Source organism: Vibrio sp. LQ2 (genome assembly GCF_023920125.1).
GTDB classification, from domain to species: Bacteria; Pseudomonadota; Gammaproteobacteria; order Enterobacterales; family Vibrionaceae; genus Vibrio; species Vibrio fluvialis.
Map to the genome: position 1 here is coordinate 1725439 of NZ_CP085308.1, position 21680 is coordinate 1747118.

At 53.4% G+C, this 21680-nt stretch carries 19 protein-coding genes; all 19 read left to right on the plus strand.

Annotation, left to right across the window (positions count from 1 at the left end):
- Positions 1-128: 128 nt before the first annotated feature.
- The 19 genes from LGV68_RS08075 (at position 129) to tssJ (ending at position 21675) form a co-directional block, all read left to right on the plus strand.
- Entirely contained in the window at positions 129-935 is an 807-nt protein-coding gene (locus LGV68_RS08075) for a hypothetical protein (RefSeq protein WP_104965037.1), read from the plus strand.
- Positions 932-3043, plus strand: coding sequence for an MFS transporter (locus LGV68_RS08080; protein WP_252536491.1), 2112 nt, complete (start codon positions 932-934; stop codon positions 3041-3043). The genes LGV68_RS08075 and LGV68_RS08080 overlap by 4 nt, the downstream gene beginning before the upstream one ends.
- Positions 3040-4047, plus strand: a complete 1008-nt coding sequence (locus LGV68_RS08085) for an ABC transporter substrate-binding protein (RefSeq protein WP_055465520.1) — start codon at positions 3040-3042, stop codon at positions 4045-4047. Before LGV68_RS08080 ends, LGV68_RS08085 begins: the two co-directional genes overlap by 4 nt.
- Positions 4048-4086: 39 nt before the next feature.
- A complete protein-coding gene (gene tssI / locus LGV68_RS08090) occupies positions 4087-6150 on the plus strand; it encodes a type VI secretion system tip protein TssI/VgrG (RefSeq protein WP_252536495.1) in 2064 nt (687 codons plus the stop codon).
- A gap of 2 nt (positions 6151-6152) precedes the next feature.
- A complete protein-coding gene (locus LGV68_RS08095; RefSeq protein ID WP_158129437.1) occupies positions 6153-6734 on the plus strand; it encodes a hypothetical protein in 582 nt (193 codons plus the stop codon).
- Entirely contained in the window at positions 6734-7024 is a 291-nt protein-coding gene (locus tag LGV68_RS08100) for a PAAR domain-containing protein (protein ID WP_252536497.1), read from the plus strand. Before LGV68_RS08095 ends, LGV68_RS08100 begins: the two co-directional genes overlap by 1 nt.
- Positions 7025-7076: 52 nt before the next feature.
- Entirely contained in the window at positions 7077-8156 is a 1080-nt protein-coding gene (locus LGV68_RS08105) for a hypothetical protein (protein WP_154183094.1), read from the plus strand.
- Positions 8157-8188: 32 nt separating this feature from the next.
- Positions 8189-9514, plus strand: a complete 1326-nt coding sequence (locus tag LGV68_RS08110) for a type VI secretion system ImpA family N-terminal domain-containing protein (protein WP_252536499.1) — start codon at positions 8189-8191, stop codon at positions 9512-9514.
- 150 nt (positions 9515-9664) lie between these two features.
- On the plus strand, positions 9665-10189 hold the full coding sequence (locus tag LGV68_RS08115; RefSeq protein ID WP_004727569.1) for a type VI secretion system tube protein Hcp: 525 nt from the start codon (positions 9665-9667) through the stop codon (positions 10187-10189).
- Positions 10190-10212: 23 nt separating this feature from the next.
- Positions 10213-10716 carry a type VI secretion system contractile sheath small subunit gene (tssB, locus tag LGV68_RS08120; RefSeq protein ID WP_104965043.1) on the plus strand — a complete coding sequence of 168 codons (504 nt, stop codon included), beginning with the start codon at positions 10213-10215 and terminating at the stop codon, positions 10714-10716.
- Complete coding sequence (gene tssC / locus LGV68_RS08125; RefSeq protein WP_014257730.1) at positions 10716-12194, plus strand: type VI secretion system contractile sheath large subunit; 1479 nt, start codon at positions 10716-10718, stop codon at positions 12192-12194. Before tssB ends, tssC begins: the two co-directional genes overlap by 1 nt.
- Positions 12195-12213: 19 nt before the next feature.
- Complete coding sequence (locus tag LGV68_RS08130) at positions 12214-13647, plus strand: type VI secretion system contractile sheath large subunit (RefSeq protein WP_233920929.1); 1434 nt, start codon at positions 12214-12216, stop codon at positions 13645-13647.
- On the plus strand, positions 13644-14066 hold the full coding sequence (gene tssE, locus LGV68_RS08135) for a type VI secretion system baseplate subunit TssE (protein ID WP_004727572.1): 423 nt from the start codon (positions 13644-13646) through the stop codon (positions 14064-14066). The genes LGV68_RS08130 and tssE overlap by 4 nt, the downstream gene beginning before the upstream one ends.
- A complete protein-coding gene (tssF, locus tag LGV68_RS08140; protein WP_252536504.1) occupies positions 14059-15834 on the plus strand; it encodes a type VI secretion system baseplate subunit TssF in 1776 nt (591 codons plus the stop codon). The genes tssE and tssF overlap by 8 nt, the downstream gene beginning before the upstream one ends.
- Positions 15825-16850, plus strand: coding sequence for a type VI secretion system baseplate subunit TssG (locus LGV68_RS08145; RefSeq protein ID WP_252536506.1), 1026 nt, complete (start codon positions 15825-15827; stop codon positions 16848-16850). Before tssF ends, LGV68_RS08145 begins: the two co-directional genes overlap by 10 nt.
- A complete protein-coding gene (gene tssH / locus LGV68_RS08150; RefSeq protein ID WP_252536508.1) occupies positions 16816-19434 on the plus strand; it encodes a type VI secretion system ATPase TssH in 2619 nt (872 codons plus the stop codon). Before LGV68_RS08145 ends, tssH begins: the two co-directional genes overlap by 35 nt.
- Positions 19431-20165: a transporter substrate-binding domain-containing protein gene (locus LGV68_RS08155; RefSeq protein WP_212572291.1), complete on the plus strand. Its 735-nt coding sequence runs from the start codon at positions 19431-19433 to the stop codon at positions 20163-20165. The genes tssH and LGV68_RS08155 overlap by 4 nt, the downstream gene beginning before the upstream one ends.
- A gap of 8 nt (positions 20166-20173) precedes the next feature.
- Positions 20174-21163 carry an FHA domain-containing protein gene (locus tag LGV68_RS08160; RefSeq protein WP_252536509.1) on the plus strand — a complete coding sequence of 330 codons (990 nt, stop codon included), beginning with the start codon at positions 20174-20176 and terminating at the stop codon, positions 21161-21163.
- The gene (gene tssJ, locus LGV68_RS08165; RefSeq protein ID WP_252536511.1) at positions 21160-21675 is read left to right on the plus strand and encodes a type VI secretion system lipoprotein TssJ; all 516 of its coding nucleotides are present in this window, start codon (positions 21160-21162) and stop codon (positions 21673-21675) included. The genes LGV68_RS08160 and tssJ overlap by 4 nt, the downstream gene beginning before the upstream one ends.
- The last annotated feature ends 5 nt before the right edge of the window (positions 21676-21680 follow it).

The following is a 21680-nucleotide window of genomic DNA, read 5'->3' on the forward strand; positions in this document are numbered from 1 at the left end:
ATTTTTTTGTGATCTGAGTTCACTCTGAGTGAGAAAAATCGCAAGCTGCACAATTTATGCAAATTCCCAATCTAGTATCTCGCTTGTGAATAAGTGAATAACAATATATTGGCTGGGTAACTGTATATATGAGAGCTTTCTTTGAAGTGCATCTACGGTTGGTGATTACCGTTTGGGTGATCCTCCTTTCCGTACTCAGTTTGCTGTACTTAATGAACTACATGAAGTTCGACAGCCTGATGTCGCACGTGGTGTCTTCAAAACTGGAAGTGATCTCCTCCTCACTCGCCAATTCGGTGGAAAGGGTCGAACGTCTCGGCATTCCCTACCAGTCCGCTAAAAACCTCAAACAACAAATTGAGCAAGCCCGTGTTCGTGAACCGAATGTGGTTGCGGTGGCATTGATCGATCAGCATGGCAAACCGTTGGTGCAGTCTTATGCTGACGATAGCCCTGTACAAAGCTTGCCTGAAGACGTGGTTCGCCGCGCCCTTAAATCCAGTGAGCCGAGGTGGACGCTGAGCGACGACTCAGAACTCTACAGTGGCCTGCAAATTTACGACAGCTTCGGTGCGTTCGCTGGCAGCATTGTCATCGTCTACAACAAATCCGCCCTGTTTGGTGTGTACGCGTTGGTGCGTTTGCATCTGCTCGAAGCCACCGTGGTGATTTTCCTGCTCGCGTCGTTGCTGGTGTTTTTCATCATCCGTATTGGTTTTGGTGATGTCACCAACGTCATTAAGCTCATCCACGGTTACTCCACTGGCGATCAAAAACGTCTTGAACAGATCCCGCAAGGTCAGATGACCCAAAGTCTGGCAGAGCAAATTAAGCAAAGCGAAAAGATGAAGTCACTGGTTTCTGAAGAGCTGGAAAAACTTCAGGACCTGACGGTCAGTCAGCCATCGACTCAAAACACTGAGGTTCGTTCATGAACAAAGCCAAAAGTATGGCCAGTTTTATTAACCGCCGTCTGATTCTGATTACGATTCTGAGCGCCTTTATTGCCTCGGGACTGAGCGCGGTTTACACGCTGGTGGAATTCAACTTTTCGGTGAAACCTGAGCTGCTGAAGAAAGCGAATGCCATTGCGCAGAGTGTGCATGATGATCTGACTACGGCGGTTGATGCGGGCGTACCATTCGATCAGATTCGCGGTATGGATGCCTACCTGAAAGATTCGCTGGATAAGTACCCTGAGCTGACGTTTGTCGCAGTGACTCAGGACGATACCGTGCTGTACAAAGCGGGCGAAGTGTCCAATTTGGATCTGGCCGACGACAAGACGTTTGAAAAATCATCGACTCAGTATCTCGGCGCGTCACTACTTGATCGTTTTAGCGTGGTGGTGAAAGAGCTGCCACTACTGTTTGAATCGTCGTTTCTGGGCAATTCACCGCAAAGTGATGTGTTCCGCCTCGATATCGATACGTCTGGTCAAACCGCTGGCCGCGTGTATGTCGGCCTGAGCGCAACTTACGTACAGTCGCAACTGACGGATATTTTCTTTGATATCGCTATTGTGTTAGTGGCCGTGCTGCTGGTCTGTTTTGAGGTCGTCATGGTCGTGGTGATGTTCTACATCTCCGGCCCGCTGGAAGAGTCCGAATCGATCCTCAAGCGCCAAGTGAAAGGTGACTTCTCCGTCAACGAGAGTGTGGCGACCCACGGCACCATCGGTACATTTGCAGACCGCCTCAATCAGGATTCACGTGAACTGCAAAGCCGCTTCAGCCGCTTGTTCGGACTGCTCAACAGCGAAAGTGCGCTAGAGCTGCAAAGCCGTCTTAAATCGATTGCGGAACGCTTTCGCCTGCAAAGCCGACTGGGCATGAGAAAAGGCGACATTGTCGATGCGCGTATTCCGCTGTTTGTGTTCTCGTTTGCCGAAGAGCTACAAAAATCATTCATGCCGCTGTTCGTTGAAGAATTCTATGAGCCTTCGTCCTGGATCTCCAAAGATGTGATGCTGGGCCTGCCGATTTCGGTCTTCATGTTTGTGATCGCCGCATGTACGCCTTTCGCCGCGAAATGGGTGGATCGTTGGGGCCAAAAGCGACTGTTCCTGTTGGGATTGATCCCGGCGATCGGTGGCTACTTTGGCTGCGCCTTTGCGACCAACAGTATGGACATAGTGATGGCGCGCGGCGTGACCGCACTCGGTTACGCGGTGATCACCATCAGCTGTCAGAGCTACATCGCTGCGGTTGTTACCTCGGAAAACCGCGCAAAAGGCATGTCTATCTTTGTCGGCGTGCTGATGACCGCCACCATGTGTGGAACGGCGCTGGGCGGCATCATTGCTGATCGTATTGGTTATCAACCTGTGTTTCTGATTTCTGCTGCGCTGGCCGCGTTTGCCGGTCTGCTGGCGTGGCGCATGTTCTCGGGCAGCGTCAACGATGGCAAAACTCAGGGCGCAAAGAAAGGCAGTATCAAACTACTGGCAAAAAATGCCCGCTTTGTAGCCGTGACCGTGTGCTGCGCGATTCCAGCCAAAATTGTCCTGACCGGTTTTCTTTACTTCACCGTGCCGCTGTATCTGGTGTCACTCGATGCCAGCCAGTCTGAAATTGGCCGCATCATGATGATTTACTCTTTGGTGATCATTCCGCTCAGCCCGATTGCGTCCGGCATTGCTGACCGCACCAAGAAGATGCGTGAACTGATCGTGCTCGGCACCATTCTGTCGGGTGGCATTCTGGTGTCGCTCTATGGCGAAGCGTCCATCATCAAAATGCTGATGGCGGTGACACTGATGGGTATTGCGCACTCCATTCTTAAAGCACCCCTGATCGCGTGTGCGCTGGAGGCGTCGGAAGACACGCCTGAAGTTGGTCGCACGGAAGTGCTGGGCGTGCTGCGTACCGCGGAACGTATTGGTAGCGTGCTTGGCCCGGTTATTGTTGCTTCGCTGCTGGCGGTGTACGACTTCGGCGCTGCGATGGCGATTGTTGGGTGCGGCATTATTTTCTGCGGTGTGATGATGATTCTCTTCCTGAACATGCCCGCGCGCCGTCGCGGCATGGAGGCCGAACTATGAAATCCATTCTTTCGGGTCTGTTGCTGTTGGTTTCTGCACAAACGCTGGCAGCTGAAGAACACAAAACGGTACTGATGACGGTTTGGCGCGGATGCGAAGAGTCGTGTCAGGGCTTTCAGGATTACCTTAAAAATAATGGCTTGCCGGTGGATGTCATTGTGCGCGATGCGCAGCGCGACACCAGCAAACTGGCGGATCTTCTGGACGAAGCCAAAGCCATGTCGCCGGATTTAGTGGTGACCTGGGGCACCAGCGTGAGTAAAGCCATGATCGGCACGCGCGCTGAACTCGGCGAACAAACCAAGCTGGGCGATATTCCTGTGATGTTCATGGTCGTCGCTGATCCGGTCGGCGCAGACATCAGTGCCGCTGCCGATAAAACGGGTCGCCCAACGGTGGCGGGTATTCGCAACCGCATCAGTGAAGACACTCAGATTCGCGCCATGCGTGAATATTTCCCTGTGACCAAAGTCGGCGTGGTCTATTCGACGGCGGAGCTTAACTCTGTACTGAACACGCAGGAGCTCAAGCAGCTTTCAGAATCGATGGGCTTTGCGGTGTATACCGAGACCTATGCGCTGGATAAAGCGGGCAAGCCACTACCGAACCAGTTTGACGAGAAAATGCAGCACCTTGCCGAGCAGGGTGTCGACGTTGTGTACGTCGGATCCAGCTCGTACAACTTGGCGAACAGCGACAGTTTTACACAAGCCGCGATGAAATACGGTTTGCCCGTCGCGAGCGCTTATGACTCGATGGTGACTAATTCGTCGGCGCTGATTTCGGTGTCCAACAAGTATTACCGTGTGGGGCAGTTGGCCGCCAACCAAGCGAGCAAGATTTTGTTTGATGATGCCAAGCCCGGTGATTTACCGATTGCTGAACTGAGCAACTACGCCATCACCATCAATATGGATGTTGCCCGCAAGATGTCACTGTTTCCGCCCATTCAGCTACTGCGATTTGCCGATCTGGTCAATGTGCAGCAGGAGCAGGCTCAATGATGACTGACCGCAAAGACACGGCATTAAGAGGCGTCGCAGATGAATGAATTGATTGATGCGCAAGGCAGCTATCTGGTGGTTCAGGATGCCAACGGCAATGAGTTTGTAGCTTCAACCCTGAGTGTGACTGAGCAGATCAACCAGCACTATGAGTGGCAAGCCGACATCATAGTGTCTGATTCTTCGCCTGCGGATTGGATTGGCACTGAAGTCAGTTGCTATGTCTACAACGTGATTGGCGATTCGCGCACCAGCCTGCGTCAGTACCAAGGCTATGTGGTGAAAGCTCAGGCTCAGTCGCAACGGATTGATTCAAGTTACTACGGCATCAAACTGACTGTTCAGCCATGGCTGTTCCTGCTCAAGCATTCACGCCAGTGCCGCGTATTTCAGGAGTCAACCGCGCAGGACATCGTGACGTCCATTTTCGATGAGCTGGGCTTTAGCGGTAAGTACACCGTCAACAGCATGCCATCGACCAGTCGTGAATATTGCGTTCAGTTCGGTGAGTCGGATTTTGAGTTTGTCACGCGCTTACTCGCCGAAGATGGCGTGCATTTTTACTTCGGTAAAGATGCCAATGCGGCAAAACTCTATCTGCAGGAAGCGCAGATGTCGTTTGAACAAAGCGACATGGCGACGCTGGATTACGCCGCCGCACCATCGGGTGATTACGACGTGTTAGATACGTGGCAGCGTGAGTATGCGTTTCACAGCGCCTCACTGGAAATTGCCGGTTACGACTACTCACAATCGAAAGTGGTGACCAGCGGCGCCAAAGCGTCGGGCTACTCTGTCTCCGGTAACACCAAACTCAAAGAGTACCGTTATCCGACGGCATCGATCACTAATGATTTCAGTAGCCTGACCTCAACCCTTGGCACGCTGCAGCGTGGTCAGCTTGATTCTGGCTATGACCGTGTTAACGCCAAGACACAATCGGCAGATTTGTGTGTCGGTCAGTATCTGAAACTGGCGGCGCATTCAGACAGTGCCGAAGAAGGCAATTATTTGGTGACCGAGCTGCATTACCAGTTTGAAAACCAAAAAGGCAATGCGTTCAGCGCGCAGGCTGAGTTGGTGTGTGTGCCAGAAGATCAGGTGTTCTATCCGCCAGCGAAAGCTCGGCCCGTATTACACGGCCTGCAATCTGCGGTTGTGGCGGGCAGTACTGAGAGTGAACCTGCCAGTGATACGTCTGGTCGCGTGCGGATCAAATTCCATTGGGATGACGAAACCGGCGACAAAACCAGTTGCTGGGTTCGCGTCGCTCAAGGCATGGCCGGTAGCGGCTACGGCATGCAATTCCTGCCACGTGCGGGTCAGGAAGTGCTGGTGAGTTTCATCAACGGCGAACCGGATCAGCCCGTGGTGGTGGCGAGTGTCTATAACTCGACCAACACTCCGCCATACCCAACGGAAAACACCACTGAAAGTGGCGTGAAAACCAAGCTGGCGGGCGAGTCAAACGAACTGCGTTTCGACGACAAGAAAGACAACGAGCTGCTGTATCTGCACGCCGCCAAGGATTTCACCAGTGAAGTCGTGAACGATCACAGTGAAACCGTGGGTGGAGAAATGACCTTGGCGGTCACCAAGAACCTGACGGAAACGATTGAACAGTCACACAGCCTGTCGGCCAAAGAGGGCATCACGCTGACGACGGAAAAATCGTATGCGCTGACCGTGACGGAGTCGATCACGCAAGACGGCAAAGACATCACCATCACGGGCAGTGATTCACTGACCTTAAAAGTGGGTGACAGCAGCATTGTGATGAGCAGCGACAAGATTGAGATTTCCAGCAGCACCATCGCGTTAACCGCGGATTCTGCCATTTCCCTGTCGGGTGGCGACATCAGCCAATCGGGTGATTCGATCAGTCTCGATTCCGATGGTTCTCTGAGTGCGTCGTCGGGCAGTTCGATGTCTCTGAGTGCGGGCAGCAGCTTTACCGCGTCGGCCAGCAGTTCGGCCACCGTGTCTGGCCTCAACGCGACACTGAGCGCAGATGTCACCGCGACAGTGTCGGGCAGTGCGACGGCGGAACTGAGTTCTGATGGTCAGGCGTCCATCAGCGGCGCATTGGTGATGGTGAACTAAACATGATGAAAAAGATTCCTTATCCGGCAGCGTCTAGTGTCGTGAAACGCACCAAGTTATCTGACGATGCGATGGATTTAATTGAACTGCAGGATACACCACAAGCGGCCATGACCGTGCTGGAAGAGGCGGGGCTCAACGTTGACCTGACTCATTTTCTGGCTCACGCCCTGCCGATGCGAGAAGCGATCTGGTGGACGGCGTTGGCGTTAAAAGCGCGCCATGAAGATTGGCATCCGAAAGAGCAAAAGCTGATTGATGACTGCATGCGCTGGGTGATGGAACCCAATGAAGCGCTGCGTCGCCGGATTGAAAGTGAAATCAAGTCACTGGCTAATGATCGCGCGCCTCGCTGGTTGGGACAAGCGGTGTTCTGGAGCGGCACGGGCAGTATCGCACCATTGGGTAACCCGATTGTGATGCCGGCGGAATTTTTGTATGCCAAAGCGGTCGCCGGGGCGATCAATACCGCTGCCGTGGTTCCCGAGTGGAAAGGCAATAAAACCTTTTACCGCAATGTCTTTCGTATGGCCCGTGACTTAGCCGAGGGTGGTAACGGCTCAGCAAATGGAGAACCAATGTAATGGGCATGTGCGCAGCCAGACTCACCGACATGCATACCTGTCCGATGGCGACAGGGAGTGTGCCCCACGTTGGTGGCCCTATTATTGGACCGGGCGTGGCAACCGTACTGATAGGCAGCCTGCCTGCTGCGGTGGTGGGCGATTCAATTACCTGTGTCGGACCACCCGACACCATTGCGGCGGGCAGTACCACGGTGCTGATCAACAGCACACCGGCGGCACGGCTGGGCGACAGCACCAGCCACGGCGGTGCGATTGTGGCCGGAGCGGCAACCGTATTGATCGGTTAATCCATCGGAACTCGGACGGCCTGAAAAGGCGACAAGAAAAATAGGAATCGTTATGCCAAGTACTTACACCTGGGGAGATCGTATCTCTCAGACGACATTTACCAGCACTTATGACAAGCGTGGCCAGATTGAAGAACTGGTCGAGCAGGCCAAATTGGCCAACCAAAAGTTAAATTCGTTCATGCAAAACTTGACCCAGAAGGTCAACAACGAGTCTGGCAAACGCATTACCTACTCGCGAGGTCCGTTGAAAACCCGTCAACGTATTGCGGAAAAATGTGGCATTACGAATTGGGATGATACGACCACAGACATCACTGGTGCAGGGGTGAAAACACCGCTGGAAGTCAAAGACATCGCACGAGCCACCATCGTGTTCAGCACCATAGCGCAGATGCTGGCGTTTCGGGATTTCATCTACACCACCGATGAATTTACCGCATTGAAGAAACCACAATTTGACCGAACCCCTGCGGTAAAGGATCTGTGGGCCAAGAATATTGAAGATGTGTACAAAGATGTGAAGTTCTTTCTGGCGATGGATATTGATTTCAAAGGCCGAACCATTCCGCACATTGTTGAGCTGCAGTTGAACGTATCGCAAATGTCGCGCGGTAAAGCCTACGGACACGCTTTCTACAACCTGACGCGTTTGGCTTATATCCAAGGCGAGCAACGTTTTGTTTGGGATAACGACGACTGCGTCATCACGGTCGGCGGCGACATCAAAGGCAAAATCGGTGACAAGTTGCGCACGTCGATTACTCACTGCCGCAGCATGGCCGAAGGTGATCAAAATGTGCTGCTGGCTTGCGAAATTCTGTCCAAATTTTTGACCCGAGAGCTGCGTCTTCTCGATACGCGCGAAACGCAAAAGCTCGACCCAAAGACCAACCGAACGAAAACCGTCACGGAGCACAACGTGTTTGCCAACGGCACGCGTCCACTGGTGATCCGTGGTGGTCAGGCCTTTGCGCTGTCGCTGAAAAGTGGCACGCCTAACATCAGCTTGCAAGGCGCTCAAGCGTGGGCGATTGCATACCTGTCGAGCTTTATCTGGAGCAAATTTACTAAGTTTCAGAATTTGCCAGGTGTCACGGGTTTGGCGTCAAGTTTCCACGCTAAGCGTTGATTCGCAGACGATAGAAAAGGTTAGGAACCGATATGTTTGAACATCTGCTCAACCCGATATCTGATGAACAACCGAGTGGCGAATATCTCAAGGATAATCGCACCTTGTATCGCACGTATCGGAATGCATTCAACGTCGCACAATCCTCGTTCCGCCAACTGGTGGAAACACCGGATGCGATGCAGGACGCGGTGGTGGTCCATACCAACGCGGAGAACTGGGATGCTCTGGCCAAACTGTGTGAAAGCTGTCTGACTGAGCAGTCCAAAGATGTCGAAATTTACTCCTGGTTCACCATGGCCCAGCTCTTCTCTGCTTCGCCTTTCGAGTCATTGGCGCAGGCGCTCCATACGCTGGAGCAGATGATCGAGAGTTTCTGGGACTCACTCCAGCCAACACTGCCGGAGAACAAACGCAGAGCAGACAACGACGCCGAACAACTCAAAGAAGTGGCGGAACACCGCGTGAAGCCGCTGCTGCAACTGATTGGCGATTCCGCAGAAAGTGGCTTGCTGTACATGCCGCTGCAAATGCTGCCTCTGGTCGGCGACATTGATTATGGCCGTTTCTTTGCGGCAGAAAAATCGGGTTCGTTGCCGCAGTTGAAAGCGGTCGCGCTGGCGGATTTTTCTCGTGAGAAGGCGGAAGTGGAAGCGCGCATTCTGGCACTCGGTGCAAGTAAAGATGCTCTTCTTGCTCTGGAAAAGACCCTGCAGCAGAAATGTGCGGCGGCCGGTACCCAGTCGATTAATTTTCGCTTTGTGAAAGAGGCGGTCGAACGCCTGATCAATGCGATTCATTTTCTGGTGGGCGATCAATTTGCCCGTTGGCCTCTGGACGCGGCGATGGTTGACGCGGAAACACCACAAACGGTGCCTGAGCAAACCATGGCCACCGTTCACTCTGCATCAACTGAATCTGTCCATCAGCCAACGCAGGGTCAGTCACAAACAGCGTCTGTCATGACGCAAACTGCGGCGTCGGTGGCGGTACCTGTTGTGCCTCAGGATGCGCTGGCGTCACGTGAACAGGCATTTGCCGAACTGCAACGCATTGCGGACTACTTTCTCGCCACCGAACCCCACAGCCCTATATATCTGCTGCTGAAACGTGCGATTCGCTGGGGTGGCATGTCTCTTCCTGAACTGTTGGAAGAGTTGGTGGGCGACAACAACGCAGTGCAGCAACGCATTGAACAATTGGCAGGTCTGGAAAGCGCGCAGCATCAGGCAAGCCGTGCAGCGGCACCCGTTGCCTCAGCACCACAAATTACGATGCCGGAGGCTGCGCCTTCGGTATCCCCAACTTCATCGACGGCAAACGGCAGCGAGAGCGGTCTGTCAGCGATTGAATGGTAGTGTTCACTCACTCTCAATTGGGTGGGGAATCTAATAACAATGAGTAATCCGACGAAGTCGTCGTTACTTAAACGGTATTTGTTACTTACTCGTAACGGTACTCAACCGTCATAACACCTATGACAAACGGAAAACGAAAGAGGAATAACTATGGCATCTATCTACATGCGCATTGACGGACTGGACAATATCAAAGGTGCAGCGACGATCGGCGACATTGGCGGCAAGAAAGGTTTCTTTGCTATCGACACCATGAACTGGGGTGCAAACCGCGGTGTGAGCGTGGATGTGGGTAACGCAAACAACGCAGACAAAGGCATGGTATCTCTGGATGCAGTGTCGGTCACTCGTAACTCTGACGGTGCTTCACCTCACCTGACGACGTTCCTGTTTGCACCAGGTGCAGAAGGTAAAACAGTTGAAATTCTGCTGACCAAACCATCTCGTGATGGTGCTGGTTCTGAGCCATACATGGTTCTGACTCTGGAGAAGGCACGTATCGCGAGCTACAACATCCACGGTTCAGACGGCAACCTGCCAGTGGAAGACTTTGCCATGACTTACACCACGCTGACTAAGGTTTACTACCAAGAAAGCGCAGGCGGCAAGATCGAGAAAGGCGACACTGTGAAGTTTGACTGTACTACAGGCAAATTAGAGTCGAAAGCAGCTTAATTTAGCAAGGAAGGAGACACAACGTGGCTTTAAATTCTCAGCATAAACGTGTCAGCAAAAACCGGGTCAGTATTACTTACGACGTTGAAACGAATGGTGCCGTTGAAACAAAAGAACTTCCGTTTGTCGTCGGTGTGATCGGGGATTTTTCGGCGCACAAAGAAGACAGGGAAGAGTTGGAAGATCGCACGTTCTACCAAATCGATAAAGACAACTTTGACGCTGTTCTGAACCGTATCGGTCCAGAACTTAAGCTGAAAGTGGACAATACGCTGGTTGATGACGGCAGCCAATTTGAGGCTGCGTTGTCCTTCTCCTCAATGAAGGATTTTCAGCCTGATGCGCTGATCGAGCAAGTTGATCCACTGAAGAAACTGGCTGAAACACGCCAGCAACTGAAAACCTTGCTGTCCAAGGCTGACCGTTCACGTGATCTGGAAAAACTGCTCAAAGAAGTATTGCAAAGCGCAGACCAGATCAACGCGCTGTCAAGCGAACTGGGCCTTGAGACGAAAGGAGAAGAGTAATGAGTACTGAGTTAGAGAATCAGGTTAGCCCTGAAGCTGGTACCGAGTCACTCAGCCTGCTGGATCGCGCGATTGCCGCGACCAACCAGACTCCGGCTGATCAAACCAAGGAACTGTTTTCCGTTCTGGCTGAACAAGCGCTGAGCGGTACCGTCACTTGGGACAAAAACCTGACGAAGACCATCGAAAATGCGATCGCGGAAATCGACAAGCAGATGTCTCGTCAGCTGTCTGCAATCATGCAGCAGGATGATTTCCGTCGTCTGGAAGGTTCATGGCGTGGTCTGAACAAGCTCGTCACTGAAAGTGAAACGGGTCAGTCTCTCAAGATCAAGCTGGTGGACTTCACTAAAGATGAACTGATTGAGCAATTTGAAGACGCACCTGCGGTTGACCGCAGCCCGCTGTTTGATGCGCTGTATCAGAAAGAATTCGGCACGGCGGGTGGTGAACCTTACGGTGCGCTGATTGGCGACTACACATTCTCACACAAAGATGAAGATGTGGCGCTGATGCGTTACATGGGCGAAACCGCAGCGGCAAGCCACGCGCCATTTATCGCGGCGGCGAACCCGGAAATGTTTGAGTTTGACTCGTTTGAAACCTTCAACGAGGGTAAACCCGTTGCGTCTGGTTTTGACTCGCCAGCCTACGCATCATGGAATGCCTTCCGTGAAAGCGATGATTCACGCTACGTGGTGCTGACGCTGCCTCAGACTCTGGCACGTCTGCCATACGGCGACAAAGGTCTGGGCACCAAATCGTTCGCATACGAAGAACTGGCAACCGACGCGGATGGCAATCCGAAGCCAAAAAACAATGCGCAACTGGTGTGGTCAAACGCAGCTTACGAACTGGGCCTGAAAATGACTCAGGCGCACACTCAGTTCGGCTGGTGTACGGCAATTCGTGGTCTGGACAACGGCGGTAAAGTCGAGAACCTGCCAAACCTGACTTACAAGTCAGAAGCAGGCGACTTGATGCAGCAGTGTCCGATTGAAGTCAACCTGACCGACGAGCGTGAAAAAGAGTTGAGCGATCTGGGCTTCCTGCCTCTGGTGCACTACAAGAACACCAACTACGGCGTGTTTATTGGCAGCCAAACTGCGCAGAAACCAAAAACGTACACCGACCCTGATGCAACGGGTAACGCGGCAATTTCTGCCCGTCTGCCTTACATCATGGCCAGTAGCCGTATCGCACATTACCTGAAAGTGATGGGCCGCGACATGCTGGGTTCAAATCTGGAAGCGGCGGACGTGCAGAAAGATCTGCAAACCTGGATTGATCAGTACACCAACTCAGGTGCGGTGGGCAATGCAGAACGTTCTAAAACGCCTCTGTGTGAATCTCGTATTCAAGTGGTGGAGCAACCGGGTCGTCCGGGCGCTTATTCAGCAGTGGCGCATCTGCGTCCATGGCTACAACTGGAAGAGCTAACCACGTCTGTACGTATGGTTACTAAGATTCCAGGCTAAGGCCAGATTGACTGCTGAGATGAATGCTATGTTTGATGCTGATTTTCAACACGCGTTTTGCCAGCTAAACCCTGAGGCGGAAGATTTTCTGCCTCAGGCGTTGGCGCAACTGTTGAAACTCGACCCACAGATGTTGAGTAATCGTGAGGTGCTGTTGGCATCATTGCTGCGTTTGATTGCAGAGATTGATGACCGCATGTCGCGTCAGCTGTCAGTCGTCATTCATCATCCTGATTTTTCTCGTCTCGAAGCGTCCTGGAAAGGGGTCGAGGCCTTAGTGTCTCTGCCAGTTAACTACCAGAAAGTGCAGATTAAAATCAGAAATATGTCCTGGGAGGATCTCTCCCAGGAACTCAACACCGCTGTTTCGTTGCGACGCACATCCCTCTATAACCTGATTGGTAACCGCGAGCTCAATACCTCCGGTGGTCAGCCATTTGGTATGGTGGTGGTGGATCATGCGTTGTCGATGAGTCTTGATGGTGACTACGATGACCTCTACACCTTAGAGCTGTTGTCTCAACTGGGTGATCTTTGTCTTTGTCCGTTTATTCTCTCTCCGTCGGATGACTTTTTTGGCGAATCAGGCGCCGACTGGTTTTCAGACATTGAACGGGTAAAGAAAATATTACACGGTCCGGAATTTGTGGCCTGGCAGCGGGTGAGACGTTTGTCTTCCGCCCGTTTTATTGGTTTGGTGGTGCCGAAGATTCGCCTGCGCGAAGCGTATGGCCGCAGCGCCAGCAGTGCCATTCAATTTCGGGAATACAGCGCGAATCCGGCCGGTTTGTGGGGCAGCGCGGCGTATCTGTTTGCCTCGGTTGCGATTCGTGAATTCAATCGCATCAACTGGTTTGGCTTTATGAAGTCACGCTGGCAGGACAAATATTACGGTTCGCTCGGCAATGTGCCACCGGGCGGCGCAGGCGTCAGCGCCACACTCAGACCCACACCCGATATCCGTTTGATCACCGAGATGGGCACGTTTTACGCCGACGAAGGCTTCATTCCGCTCTGTCACAGCCTGACCACGGACAAATATTTCTTTCGCGGCAACAACTCCATCTGGAGTGAAGCGAAAGACGATACCGAGTCGGTGATGGGCCAGATCCAAACCACGCTCATGATCTGCCGCATTGCGCATTATCTCAAAGTGCAGATCCGCAGCATGATCGGTAACTTCCAAACCGCAGAAGAGTGTGAAACCTACCTCAACCGTTGGCTGGATAAGTATTCCAGCAACCTGTTTAACGCCGATGAAGCGACGTTGGCCAAGTATCCGCTCAGTAAAGGCCGGGTTGAGGTGCGTGAAATCGATGGTCAACATGGTCGCTATACCTGTGACGTGTTCGTTCAGCCGCAGTACCAGTTCGACAACGTGTGCGGCGAAGTGCTGCTGTCGACGGACCTCGGTCCGGAAAGAGAACCAAGATTTGCCGGAGGTCTGGTATGAGTTTCTGGCGCACATTCCTCGATAAAAGCGGCAGCAGCAATCATGAGCTGCTCGATTCGGTACGCTACCAGTTGACGGCGCTGCTCAATTCTGAAGCGCCGATGATGGCGCTGCCAAAAGGCTTTTCGGCCGTCGAAGCCTCCAACTTTTGCTTCGGTCTGGACTGCGCACACAGTATCAGCAGCCAGATCAACAAAGATCAGTTTGCCCGTTCGATGGAAAAGTGGGTCAGAACCTTTGAGCCGCGCCTGTCAGAAGTGAGCGTCTTTGTCGAAGAGAGCCAGCCGGGCAAAAACGTGATGCGTTTTTCGCTGATGGCTAAGGTGAAAACCGCCAACGGCGAGCACGTGTTCCTGTTTGATTCCAATATCAGTCTGTCCAGCCAGACCGCCCGTATGGAGGGACAAGAAGTTGTCTGATCAATTATTGAGTTATTTCGAGCGCGAGCTCACCTACATTCGTCGTGCGCTGGATGGGTTTGGCAAAGACTTTCCCGAACACGCTTCGTCGATGCGTTTGAATCAGAGCAGTCAGGAAGACCCGAATATCAGTCGCCTGATTGATGCGGTGGCGCTGCTGACCGCGAAAACTGAAAAACGCATGGATGAGCAGTTCCCCGAGATCCTGCAGGATCTGTTTCACGTCCTGTATCCCGGCTATCTGCAAATTGTGCCGAGTTATGCGCCGCTGTCGCTCAACCTTGAAGACAACGCAGTGACCGAAGCGGTGGTGTTGCCGCAAGGCTCGGAAGTGGCGGTGGAAGTGAATGACGCCGAGTGCCGCTTTACGCTGGCGCAGGCATTGACGATTGAGCCGTATGTGATTGCGGCGTTGCGTGCCGAGTCGGCGCCGTTTAATTTTCCGACGCCAGCCGGACTGCGCCGTGCAGAAGCGGTGATTCAGGTCGAGCTGGCGTGCAGCGATCCTTCCGTTTTGTTTTCGCAGTTATCGCTGCAACATTTTGATTTCTATGTGCGCGGGTTTGAAAACAGCGCCCGTGGTCTGGTTGACATGCTGCTGCTCAATACCGAAGTGTTGTCGGTATTTGATGCATCGGGTCAGCAACGTGTCGTTGACGCGACGCGGTTGAAATCGCGTGTGGCCGATCCCGATTTTCACTGGCTGCCTCAATATGGCAACCACTTGGGTGGCTTCGACCTGCTGCGTGACTACTTTGCTTACCCGGACAAAGCGGCCTACTTGCGGATTGCTGACCTTGGCAAGGAACTGAGGAGTTTTGACGCCAATCGCGTCACGCTCAACTTCTTTGTGCGTCAACTGCCGGCGGAATATCTGCGCCTGTTCAGTCGTGACGTGTTGGCGCTCAATACCGCGCCGGCGATTAATCTCTACGCTCAGTATGGCGACCCGATTCGCTACGACTTCACGCGCCTGTCGATGCCGGTTGTCGCGGACACGCGTGCCAACAACGAACTAACGGTGGTCAGTGTGGACGAAGTCAACGAAGTGCTGCCGACGGGCGAAGTGCCGCTGAGTCCGAACTACGAAGGCGGATACTGGCTTGATGATGAGTCACCGCGTTGGCAGATTCATCAATTCTGGGACGAGCGTGGCCGCCGTCAGATGGACGTTTCCGTCAGTTATACCGAGCTGCAACCGGCTCAGGAGTCGGTGGTGCTGTCGCTGCGTCTGCACGTGTGTAACGGCCGTTTACCGTGCCTCATCCCGGCGAATGCGGTGATGGAATCGCTAGCTGCGATTGATCTACCGGGCGATCTCAAACTGCTGAAAACGCCGACCGCGCCGCAGTATCCGCCACTGGACAATCAGCTGAGCTGGCGCTTTGTGGCAATGCTCAACGCGAACTTTTCCGGGCTGATTCAGAACGAAGATCCGACCCGAATGCTGCAGGACGTGCTGCGTTTGTGCAGTAACAGCGCGCAGTGCGCCGTCGCGGATGCGATTAAAAAAGTGGCCTACAACCACGTGGTCGCGCCACTGACGATCAATGGTCGCAGCATTTTTGCGTCCGGCACCGAGGTGATGATCCTGATCGATGATGAACTGCTCGACAGCAACTTTGCCGTGGTCAGCGAAGTGCTGAATGCCTATTTCCGCCAATATTGCAGTTTTGACCGTTTCGTCCAGGTCAGTGTGGAGCGGTTTGGTAGTGACGAGGCTGGTATTCATTTTGAAAAAACGCACGGGAGTCAGCTATGTCTCTGAGCTCACGCCAGACCGTCAAACAGCATTTGCTGACTCACCCGCATGAATTTGATTTCGTGCAGGTGATTCGTCTGTTGCAGGCCATCAGCCAACAAGAGTCGCTGTCGGTGCGTTTGCAATCGGATCCGATGCCGCATGGCGCGCCGACTGAAGTCACGCGTATCGAAAAAGATCATGACGAAGTGCGTGTTCAGCTCGGCTTGGAAGCGTTGTCCGGCTGCAAAGGGGTCATTCCCGATTATCTCTATGCAGAGATGCTGCATAGCCTGCATCAGGATGATCGTGCGTTACAGCGTTTTCTGGATGTGTTTAACCAGCGTTATTACGAACTCAAAGCCTATGTGGAAAGTGCCGCGAATCTGATGCTGCGTGAGGAGCGCGAAGCGGCGTCTCGTTATGCGCTGTCACGCCTGACTCAGAAGCAGGCGCTGGCCTGTATGTTCTCGCTGCCTATGCAGCGCGGGCAGAAAGTCGATCAAAGTGTGATGCGCTATGGTCTGGCTCTCGCGTCCCGCAACCGCAATCTGGCGCAACTCAAGCGCCTTCTGTGTGACTATTTCGACCTCGATATCACCCCCAAAGTGGTGCCTTCGGCGGTTTATCGCATTCGCAATCAGGACCAAACCCGTATCGGCGGTCACAGTGGTCAGAACCACCGTCTTGGCCGTGGCATGGTCATGGGCCGTCAGGGCAATCAGGCCTACCAAACGCTGGAAATCTGGATCACGCCGCGCAACCGCAATGAATTTATTGGCTTAGAGCGCAATCGTCATTTTGCCCGTTCACTGAAATCTCTGGTGCAGTCTTACCTGCGTGAAAGTCTGGAAACACGCCTGTACCTGTATGTGAAACGTGAATACATCAACGCCCCGGTGATATCGGCCGTGGCTGGAGGCGTTCGCCTAGGCGAAGCCAGCTGTCTTTCCCCGCAGCGTCGCGCTGCGGATTATCGGAAAATATTATTACAATCGGAGAACGTCTATGTCACAGGTAAAACTGGGCAACCTGGTCAGTAAACTGGCCCCGGAGCTGAAAGCATCACTGGAAGAAGCAGCCGGTGCTGCGATGACACAAACGGTGGCCGCCATTGAAATTGAACACTGGTTGGTGCAACTGCTGTTGTCCAAAGAAACGCATCTGATGGCGTTCATCAATAAACAGCACATCGATGCGAACCGCCTGATGGCCGAACTGACTGCACGTATTGAACGCCTGACGAAAGGCTCTGCCAGCCAACCTGCGATCAGCAGTGCATTGAGCTCGCTGCTGGAAGAAGCCTGGCTGCAAGCGTCGGTTAATTTCTCTCAGGGGCAGGTCAGCAGCCTGCATCTGCTGTTGGTACTGACTCAAACCGACAGTTTTGGTGTGAAGAAACTGGCGCTGGAGAGTTTGAACAATGTGTCTCAGGAAGCGTTGTCTGCTCAGATTGCGCAGTTGCAAACCGTTCAGGCGGATTCTTCTTCTGCGCCTGCTGCTAGTGGCCACAGTGGCCCGGTCGCGGGTGGCGCGCTGGATAAATACACCGTCAACCTGACGCAACAGGCGCGTGAGGGCAAAATTGATCCGATTTCGGGTCGTAACAGCGAAGTGCGTCTGGCGATTGATATCTTGTGTCGTAAACGTCAGAACAACCCGATTTTGGTTGGTGAACCGGGGGTGGGTAAAACCGCGGTGGTTGAGGGTTTGGCGCTGCGCGTCGTCAGCGGTGAAGTCCCGCCAGCGATTCAGGGCGTGGAAATTCATACGCTGGACCTGGGTCTGTTGCAGGCTGGTGCGAGCATCAAGGGCGAGTTTGAAAACCGCCTGAAAGATGTCATCAACGAAGTGAAAAACTCACCGACGCCAATCATTGTCTTTATCGATGAAGCACACACGCTGATTGGGGCGGGTGGCGCAGCGGGTCAGAATGATGCGGCTAACCTGCTGAAACCTGCGCTGGCTCGTGGCGAGTTCCGCTCTATGGCTGCGACAACCTGGGCGGAATACAAAAAGTACTTTGAAAAAGATCCCGCATTGACCCGTCGTTTTCAGGTCGTCAAAGTGGAAGAACCAAGTGCGGACGATGCGTTGCAAATGCTGCGCGGCGTGGCACAGTCGCTACGTCGTCACCACGGTGTGTTCATTCGTGAGGACGCGCTGGATGCGGCGGTACAACTCTCTATCCGTTATCTGCCCTCTCGTCAGTTACCCGACAAAGCCATCAGTCTGCTGGATACGGCCTGTGCGCGCATTGCGCTGACGCAGGGCGCCAAACCGGAGCAGATCGAATCGCTTGAGCAGCAACTGCGCTACCTCAACAGCGAACTTGAAGCGCTGGAGAATGAAGACACAGTGCTGGTGGGCAGCGCGGTTGATCGCCAGTCGATCAAAGATACCGTGGTGCGCAAGCAAGCAGAACTTCTCACGCTGACGGAACGTTGGGAGCAGGAAAAAGCGCTGGTAGCGGACATCAAACAGCTGACCGGTGAGATTGAGACCCGCTTCCATGCTGGCGAAGCGGCGGACCCTCAAACCCAGCAAGTATTGCAAGGCAAGCTGGACGAGCTGGTTCAACTGCAAGATGAAGAGCCCATGGTGTTCCCAATGGTCGATGCGCAGGTGATTGCGGAAGTGATCTCTGGCTGGACGGGCATTCCAAGCGGCAACATGGTCAAAGAAGAAGTGGCGTCACTGCTGTCGCTGGAAGACTCGCTCCACCGCCGCGTGATTGGCCAGAAAACTGCGATCAACGAGCTGGCGAAAAGTATCCGTATTTCACGAGCTGGCTTAACCGACAGCCGTAAACCTGTCGGCGTGTTTCTGATGTGTGGCCCGAGTGGTGTCGGCAAAACCGAAACGGCGATGGCGCTGGCAGATGAAGTCTTCGGCGGCGAAAACAACATGACCGTGATTAACATGACGGAGTTTAAAGAAGAGCACAAAATTTCCATGCTGCTGGGTTCACCAGCCGGTTATGTCGGTTTTGGTGAAGGCGGAGTGCTGACCGAAGCGATTCGCCGCAACCCGTACACAGTGCTGCTGCTGGACGAGATGGAAAAAGCGCACCCGGGCGTGCATGACCTGTTCTACCAAATCTTTGATAAAGGCCATATTAAAGACAGTGAAGGCCGCACGGTCGATTTCAAAAATACCATCATCATCATGACGTCCAACGCGGCCGATCAGGCGATTTGCGATGTGTGTGATGACAACGAACAACGGCCGGAAAATGACGATCTGCTGGAGCAAATCCGCCCAGCGCTGCTGCGTCACTTTAAGCCTGCGTTCCTCGGCCGTACTACGATTGTGCCTTATTACCCGCTCAATCAGGACGAGCTAAGCCAGATCACCGCGATCAGCCTTAACCGCATTGCGAAAAAACTGCACGAGCAGTACAAGGCCGAGTTTATCTGGGATCAGGCCTTCGTTGATTTTGTCGTGGGACGCAACACGGACCCAACCACGGGTGGCCGCGCGGTGGAGCAAATCATCAACCGCTCTCTGATGCCACGTTTGGCGGAAGAGTGCATTCAGCGCCTGAGTGAAGGGCTGCCTATTCAGAAAGTTTCGGTCAGTGCGGATCTCAATCAAGGCGGTGCCCTGCTGCTGGATATCGTATGACCGGGCCGGGCAAACACACATTACGCTCCCATTTTCGCAGCGTGTTGTACGCGCTGCTGATGGGTGGTTTCTGTGCTTCAGCCAGTGCCGCCGAGCGACTATTGCTGGCCACGCAAATCTGGACGCCGTACCAGACGGTGGACGAACAGGGGCGCATCGGTGGGTTGGCGGTGGACCGGGTGAAGTGTGCGCTGGGTGAGATGGATCAGCCCTATGAGATTCGTGTGATGCGCTGGGATAAGGCGCAGCTCTTGGTGGAATCTAACCAGATGAACGGCTTCTTCTCTGGTTCGGTGAACTCACAGCGCGCGACGTACGCCGAAGCGTCGATTCCTGTCGTGTCGGAATATCTCGCCTGGTTTAGCGCGCCGAATATCACCGCAGACTTGGATGATGGCAGTAACAAATACACCCTGCGTTTTGGCGCTAAGTTCAACACCAACAAATGGCTGAGCTTGAAACGCAAAGGCTACAACGTGATTAAAAAACCGCGCGATGCGGATGCATTGTTGCAGATGCTGCTCGAAGGCGATCTGGATGTGGCTTATGAGTACGAACTGGTGTTTCAGGACGCGATGAAAAAAGCGGGCGTACCGCTCGACTATTTCCACACGGTTCGCGAGAAAAAACAGGATTTGATGGTGCATTTCTCCAAACAGTTTTTGAGCGATCACCCCGGATTTTTAGCGCGATTTAACACCTCGCTGCAAGCATGTATAGAGACGAAATAGGCAGGATTATGACGATCAGTTTTCAGATAATCGACCTTCCTGAAGATGAACAAATCGGCAGCCGTCAGGTATCGCTGCCGGTCAGTGGCGGCACGTTAGGACGCTCGTTTGAGTGCACCATTCAGTTGCCGGATTTTCAGCGCACACTGTCACGTGTCCACGCTGACATTCAACCGCATCCGAAAGGCGGCTACCAAATTATCGACCGCAGTACCAACGGCGTATTTGTCAACGATGTGCTGGTGGGCAAAGGCGAGTCGCAGCGCCTCAGCGATGGCGACCGGATTGTGATTGGGGCCTACACCTTATTGGTCAGCGATATGGATGCGTTGTTTACGCGCGCGCCACAACAGAGCGACGACGCCAAGACGGCCAGCCAGAATGGCGCCGCCGATTCGCCGTTTGCGGCCAGCTCGGTCTTGGATGACAGTCAGGACACCACGTTTGGTTTTGCGCATCTGGACGAGATTCAGGATGAGGTGCAAGACGAGACGCCGTTTTCGACGGAGAACGTGCTGGGCGATGACCTGTATGGTTACGACCCGTTTGAAGACGATGAGCGTTGGGTGCTGGAGCAGAGCCAAAGTGAAGACACCACCGAACAGATTGTGTTGATGCCCGAAGCGACTCAGTTCCAGAACAACAATAATGCCACGCAGCACAGTGTGACGGTCAGCGATCATCGCCAGATAGAGTCACTGGAAAACAGCATTGAACAGCTGAGTTCGATGCTCAAACAGCAACAGCTGAGCGTGGCGGGTGGCATTGACCGTGAACGTCTGATGACCTGCATCGAGTCGACACTGGAAAAATTCCTCGACAATTTCAACCCGAGTCATCTGGAAGAGGAGTTTAACGACTATCTTTCTGGCTGGGGTAACAAAGATAAAAAATATTGGGCGCTGTATAAAAAACAGTTCCAGCGCAAAACCGAGCGTCGGGAGTTTTCCCGTCAGTTCTCCTCCCTGTTATTTGAAGCCCTGAGAGAGAAACGATGAGCTGGCTGAATAGGATTCGCCTTGCGGCAATCGGCTGCTGCGCGTTGGTGCTGAGTGCTTGTAGTTCAAGCAGTTCAACCACCACGTTTGCCCCCACACTCAAAGTGCCGCTGGTGGTCGAAGCGAGTAACGACATCAATGTGTTTGATGATGAACAAGCGCGACCGGTGGTCGTACGCGTGTATCAGCTGCAGGATGCCGGCAATTTCCAGAAAGCCGATTTTATCAGCCTGTACAACGCGGATCAGAGCGTGCTGGCCGATTCGCTGGTGGATTTGCAGACACTCGCGCCTGTCCTGCCGGGAGAGCTGCGCAACCTGACCTTGGATGTCCAGCAACAAAGCCGTTTTATCGCCGTATTGGTCGAATTTGCACATTACGAAACCGCGACCGCCAAAGCATATCTGGCGCTGGTGAGCGAACCCGAAGAGTACCCAGTTTATATCCACATCACCAAGCAGAAGGTTGAGCTGACTCAACCGGTCAGCAAGTCGTGGTGGAACGTGTTTTAAGGAGT

Excerpts from the sequence above, each read along its gene's own strand:
- LGV68_RS08075 (WP_104965037.1), top strand. The coding sequence starts at position 129 with ATGAGAGCTTTCTTTGAAGTGCATCTACGGTTGGTGATTACCGTTTGG.
- LGV68_RS08080 (WP_252536491.1), top strand. The coding sequence starts at position 932 with ATGAACAAAGCCAAAAGTATGGCCAGTTTTATTAACCGCCGTCTGATT.
- LGV68_RS08085 (WP_055465520.1), top strand. The coding sequence starts at position 3,040 with ATGAAATCCATTCTTTCGGGTCTGTTGCTGTTGGTTTCTGCACAAACG.
- tssI (WP_252536495.1), top strand. The coding sequence starts at position 4,087 with ATGAATGAATTGATTGATGCGCAAGGCAGCTATCTGGTGGTTCAGGAT.
- LGV68_RS08095 (WP_158129437.1), top strand. The coding sequence starts at position 6,153 with ATGATGAAAAAGATTCCTTATCCGGCAGCGTCTAGTGTCGTGAAACGC.
- LGV68_RS08100 (WP_252536497.1), top strand. The coding sequence starts at position 6,734 with ATGGGCATGTGCGCAGCCAGACTCACCGACATGCATACCTGTCCGATG.
- LGV68_RS08105 (WP_154183094.1), top strand. The coding sequence starts at position 7,077 with ATGCCAAGTACTTACACCTGGGGAGATCGTATCTCTCAGACGACATTT.
- LGV68_RS08110 (WP_252536499.1), top strand. The coding sequence starts at position 8,189 with ATGTTTGAACATCTGCTCAACCCGATATCTGATGAACAACCGAGTGGC.
- LGV68_RS08115 (WP_004727569.1), top strand. The coding sequence starts at position 9,665 with ATGGCATCTATCTACATGCGCATTGACGGACTGGACAATATCAAAGGT.
- tssC (WP_014257730.1), top strand. The coding sequence starts at position 10,716 with ATGAGTACTGAGTTAGAGAATCAGGTTAGCCCTGAAGCTGGTACCGAG.
- LGV68_RS08130 (WP_233920929.1), top strand. The coding sequence starts at position 12,214 with ATGAATGCTATGTTTGATGCTGATTTTCAACACGCGTTTTGCCAGCTA.
- tssE (WP_004727572.1), top strand. The coding sequence starts at position 13,644 with ATGAGTTTCTGGCGCACATTCCTCGATAAAAGCGGCAGCAGCAATCAT.
- LGV68_RS08145 (WP_252536506.1), top strand. The coding sequence starts at position 15,825 with ATGTCTCTGAGCTCACGCCAGACCGTCAAACAGCATTTGCTGACTCAC.
- tssH (WP_252536508.1), top strand. The coding sequence starts at position 16,816 with ATGTCACAGGTAAAACTGGGCAACCTGGTCAGTAAACTGGCCCCGGAG.
- LGV68_RS08155 (WP_212572291.1), top strand. The coding sequence starts at position 19,431 with ATGACCGGGCCGGGCAAACACACATTACGCTCCCATTTTCGCAGCGTG.
- LGV68_RS08160 (WP_252536509.1), top strand. The coding sequence starts at position 20,174 with ATGACGATCAGTTTTCAGATAATCGACCTTCCTGAAGATGAACAAATC.
- tssJ (WP_252536511.1), top strand. The coding sequence starts at position 21,160 with ATGAGCTGGCTGAATAGGATTCGCCTTGCGGCAATCGGCTGCTGCGCG.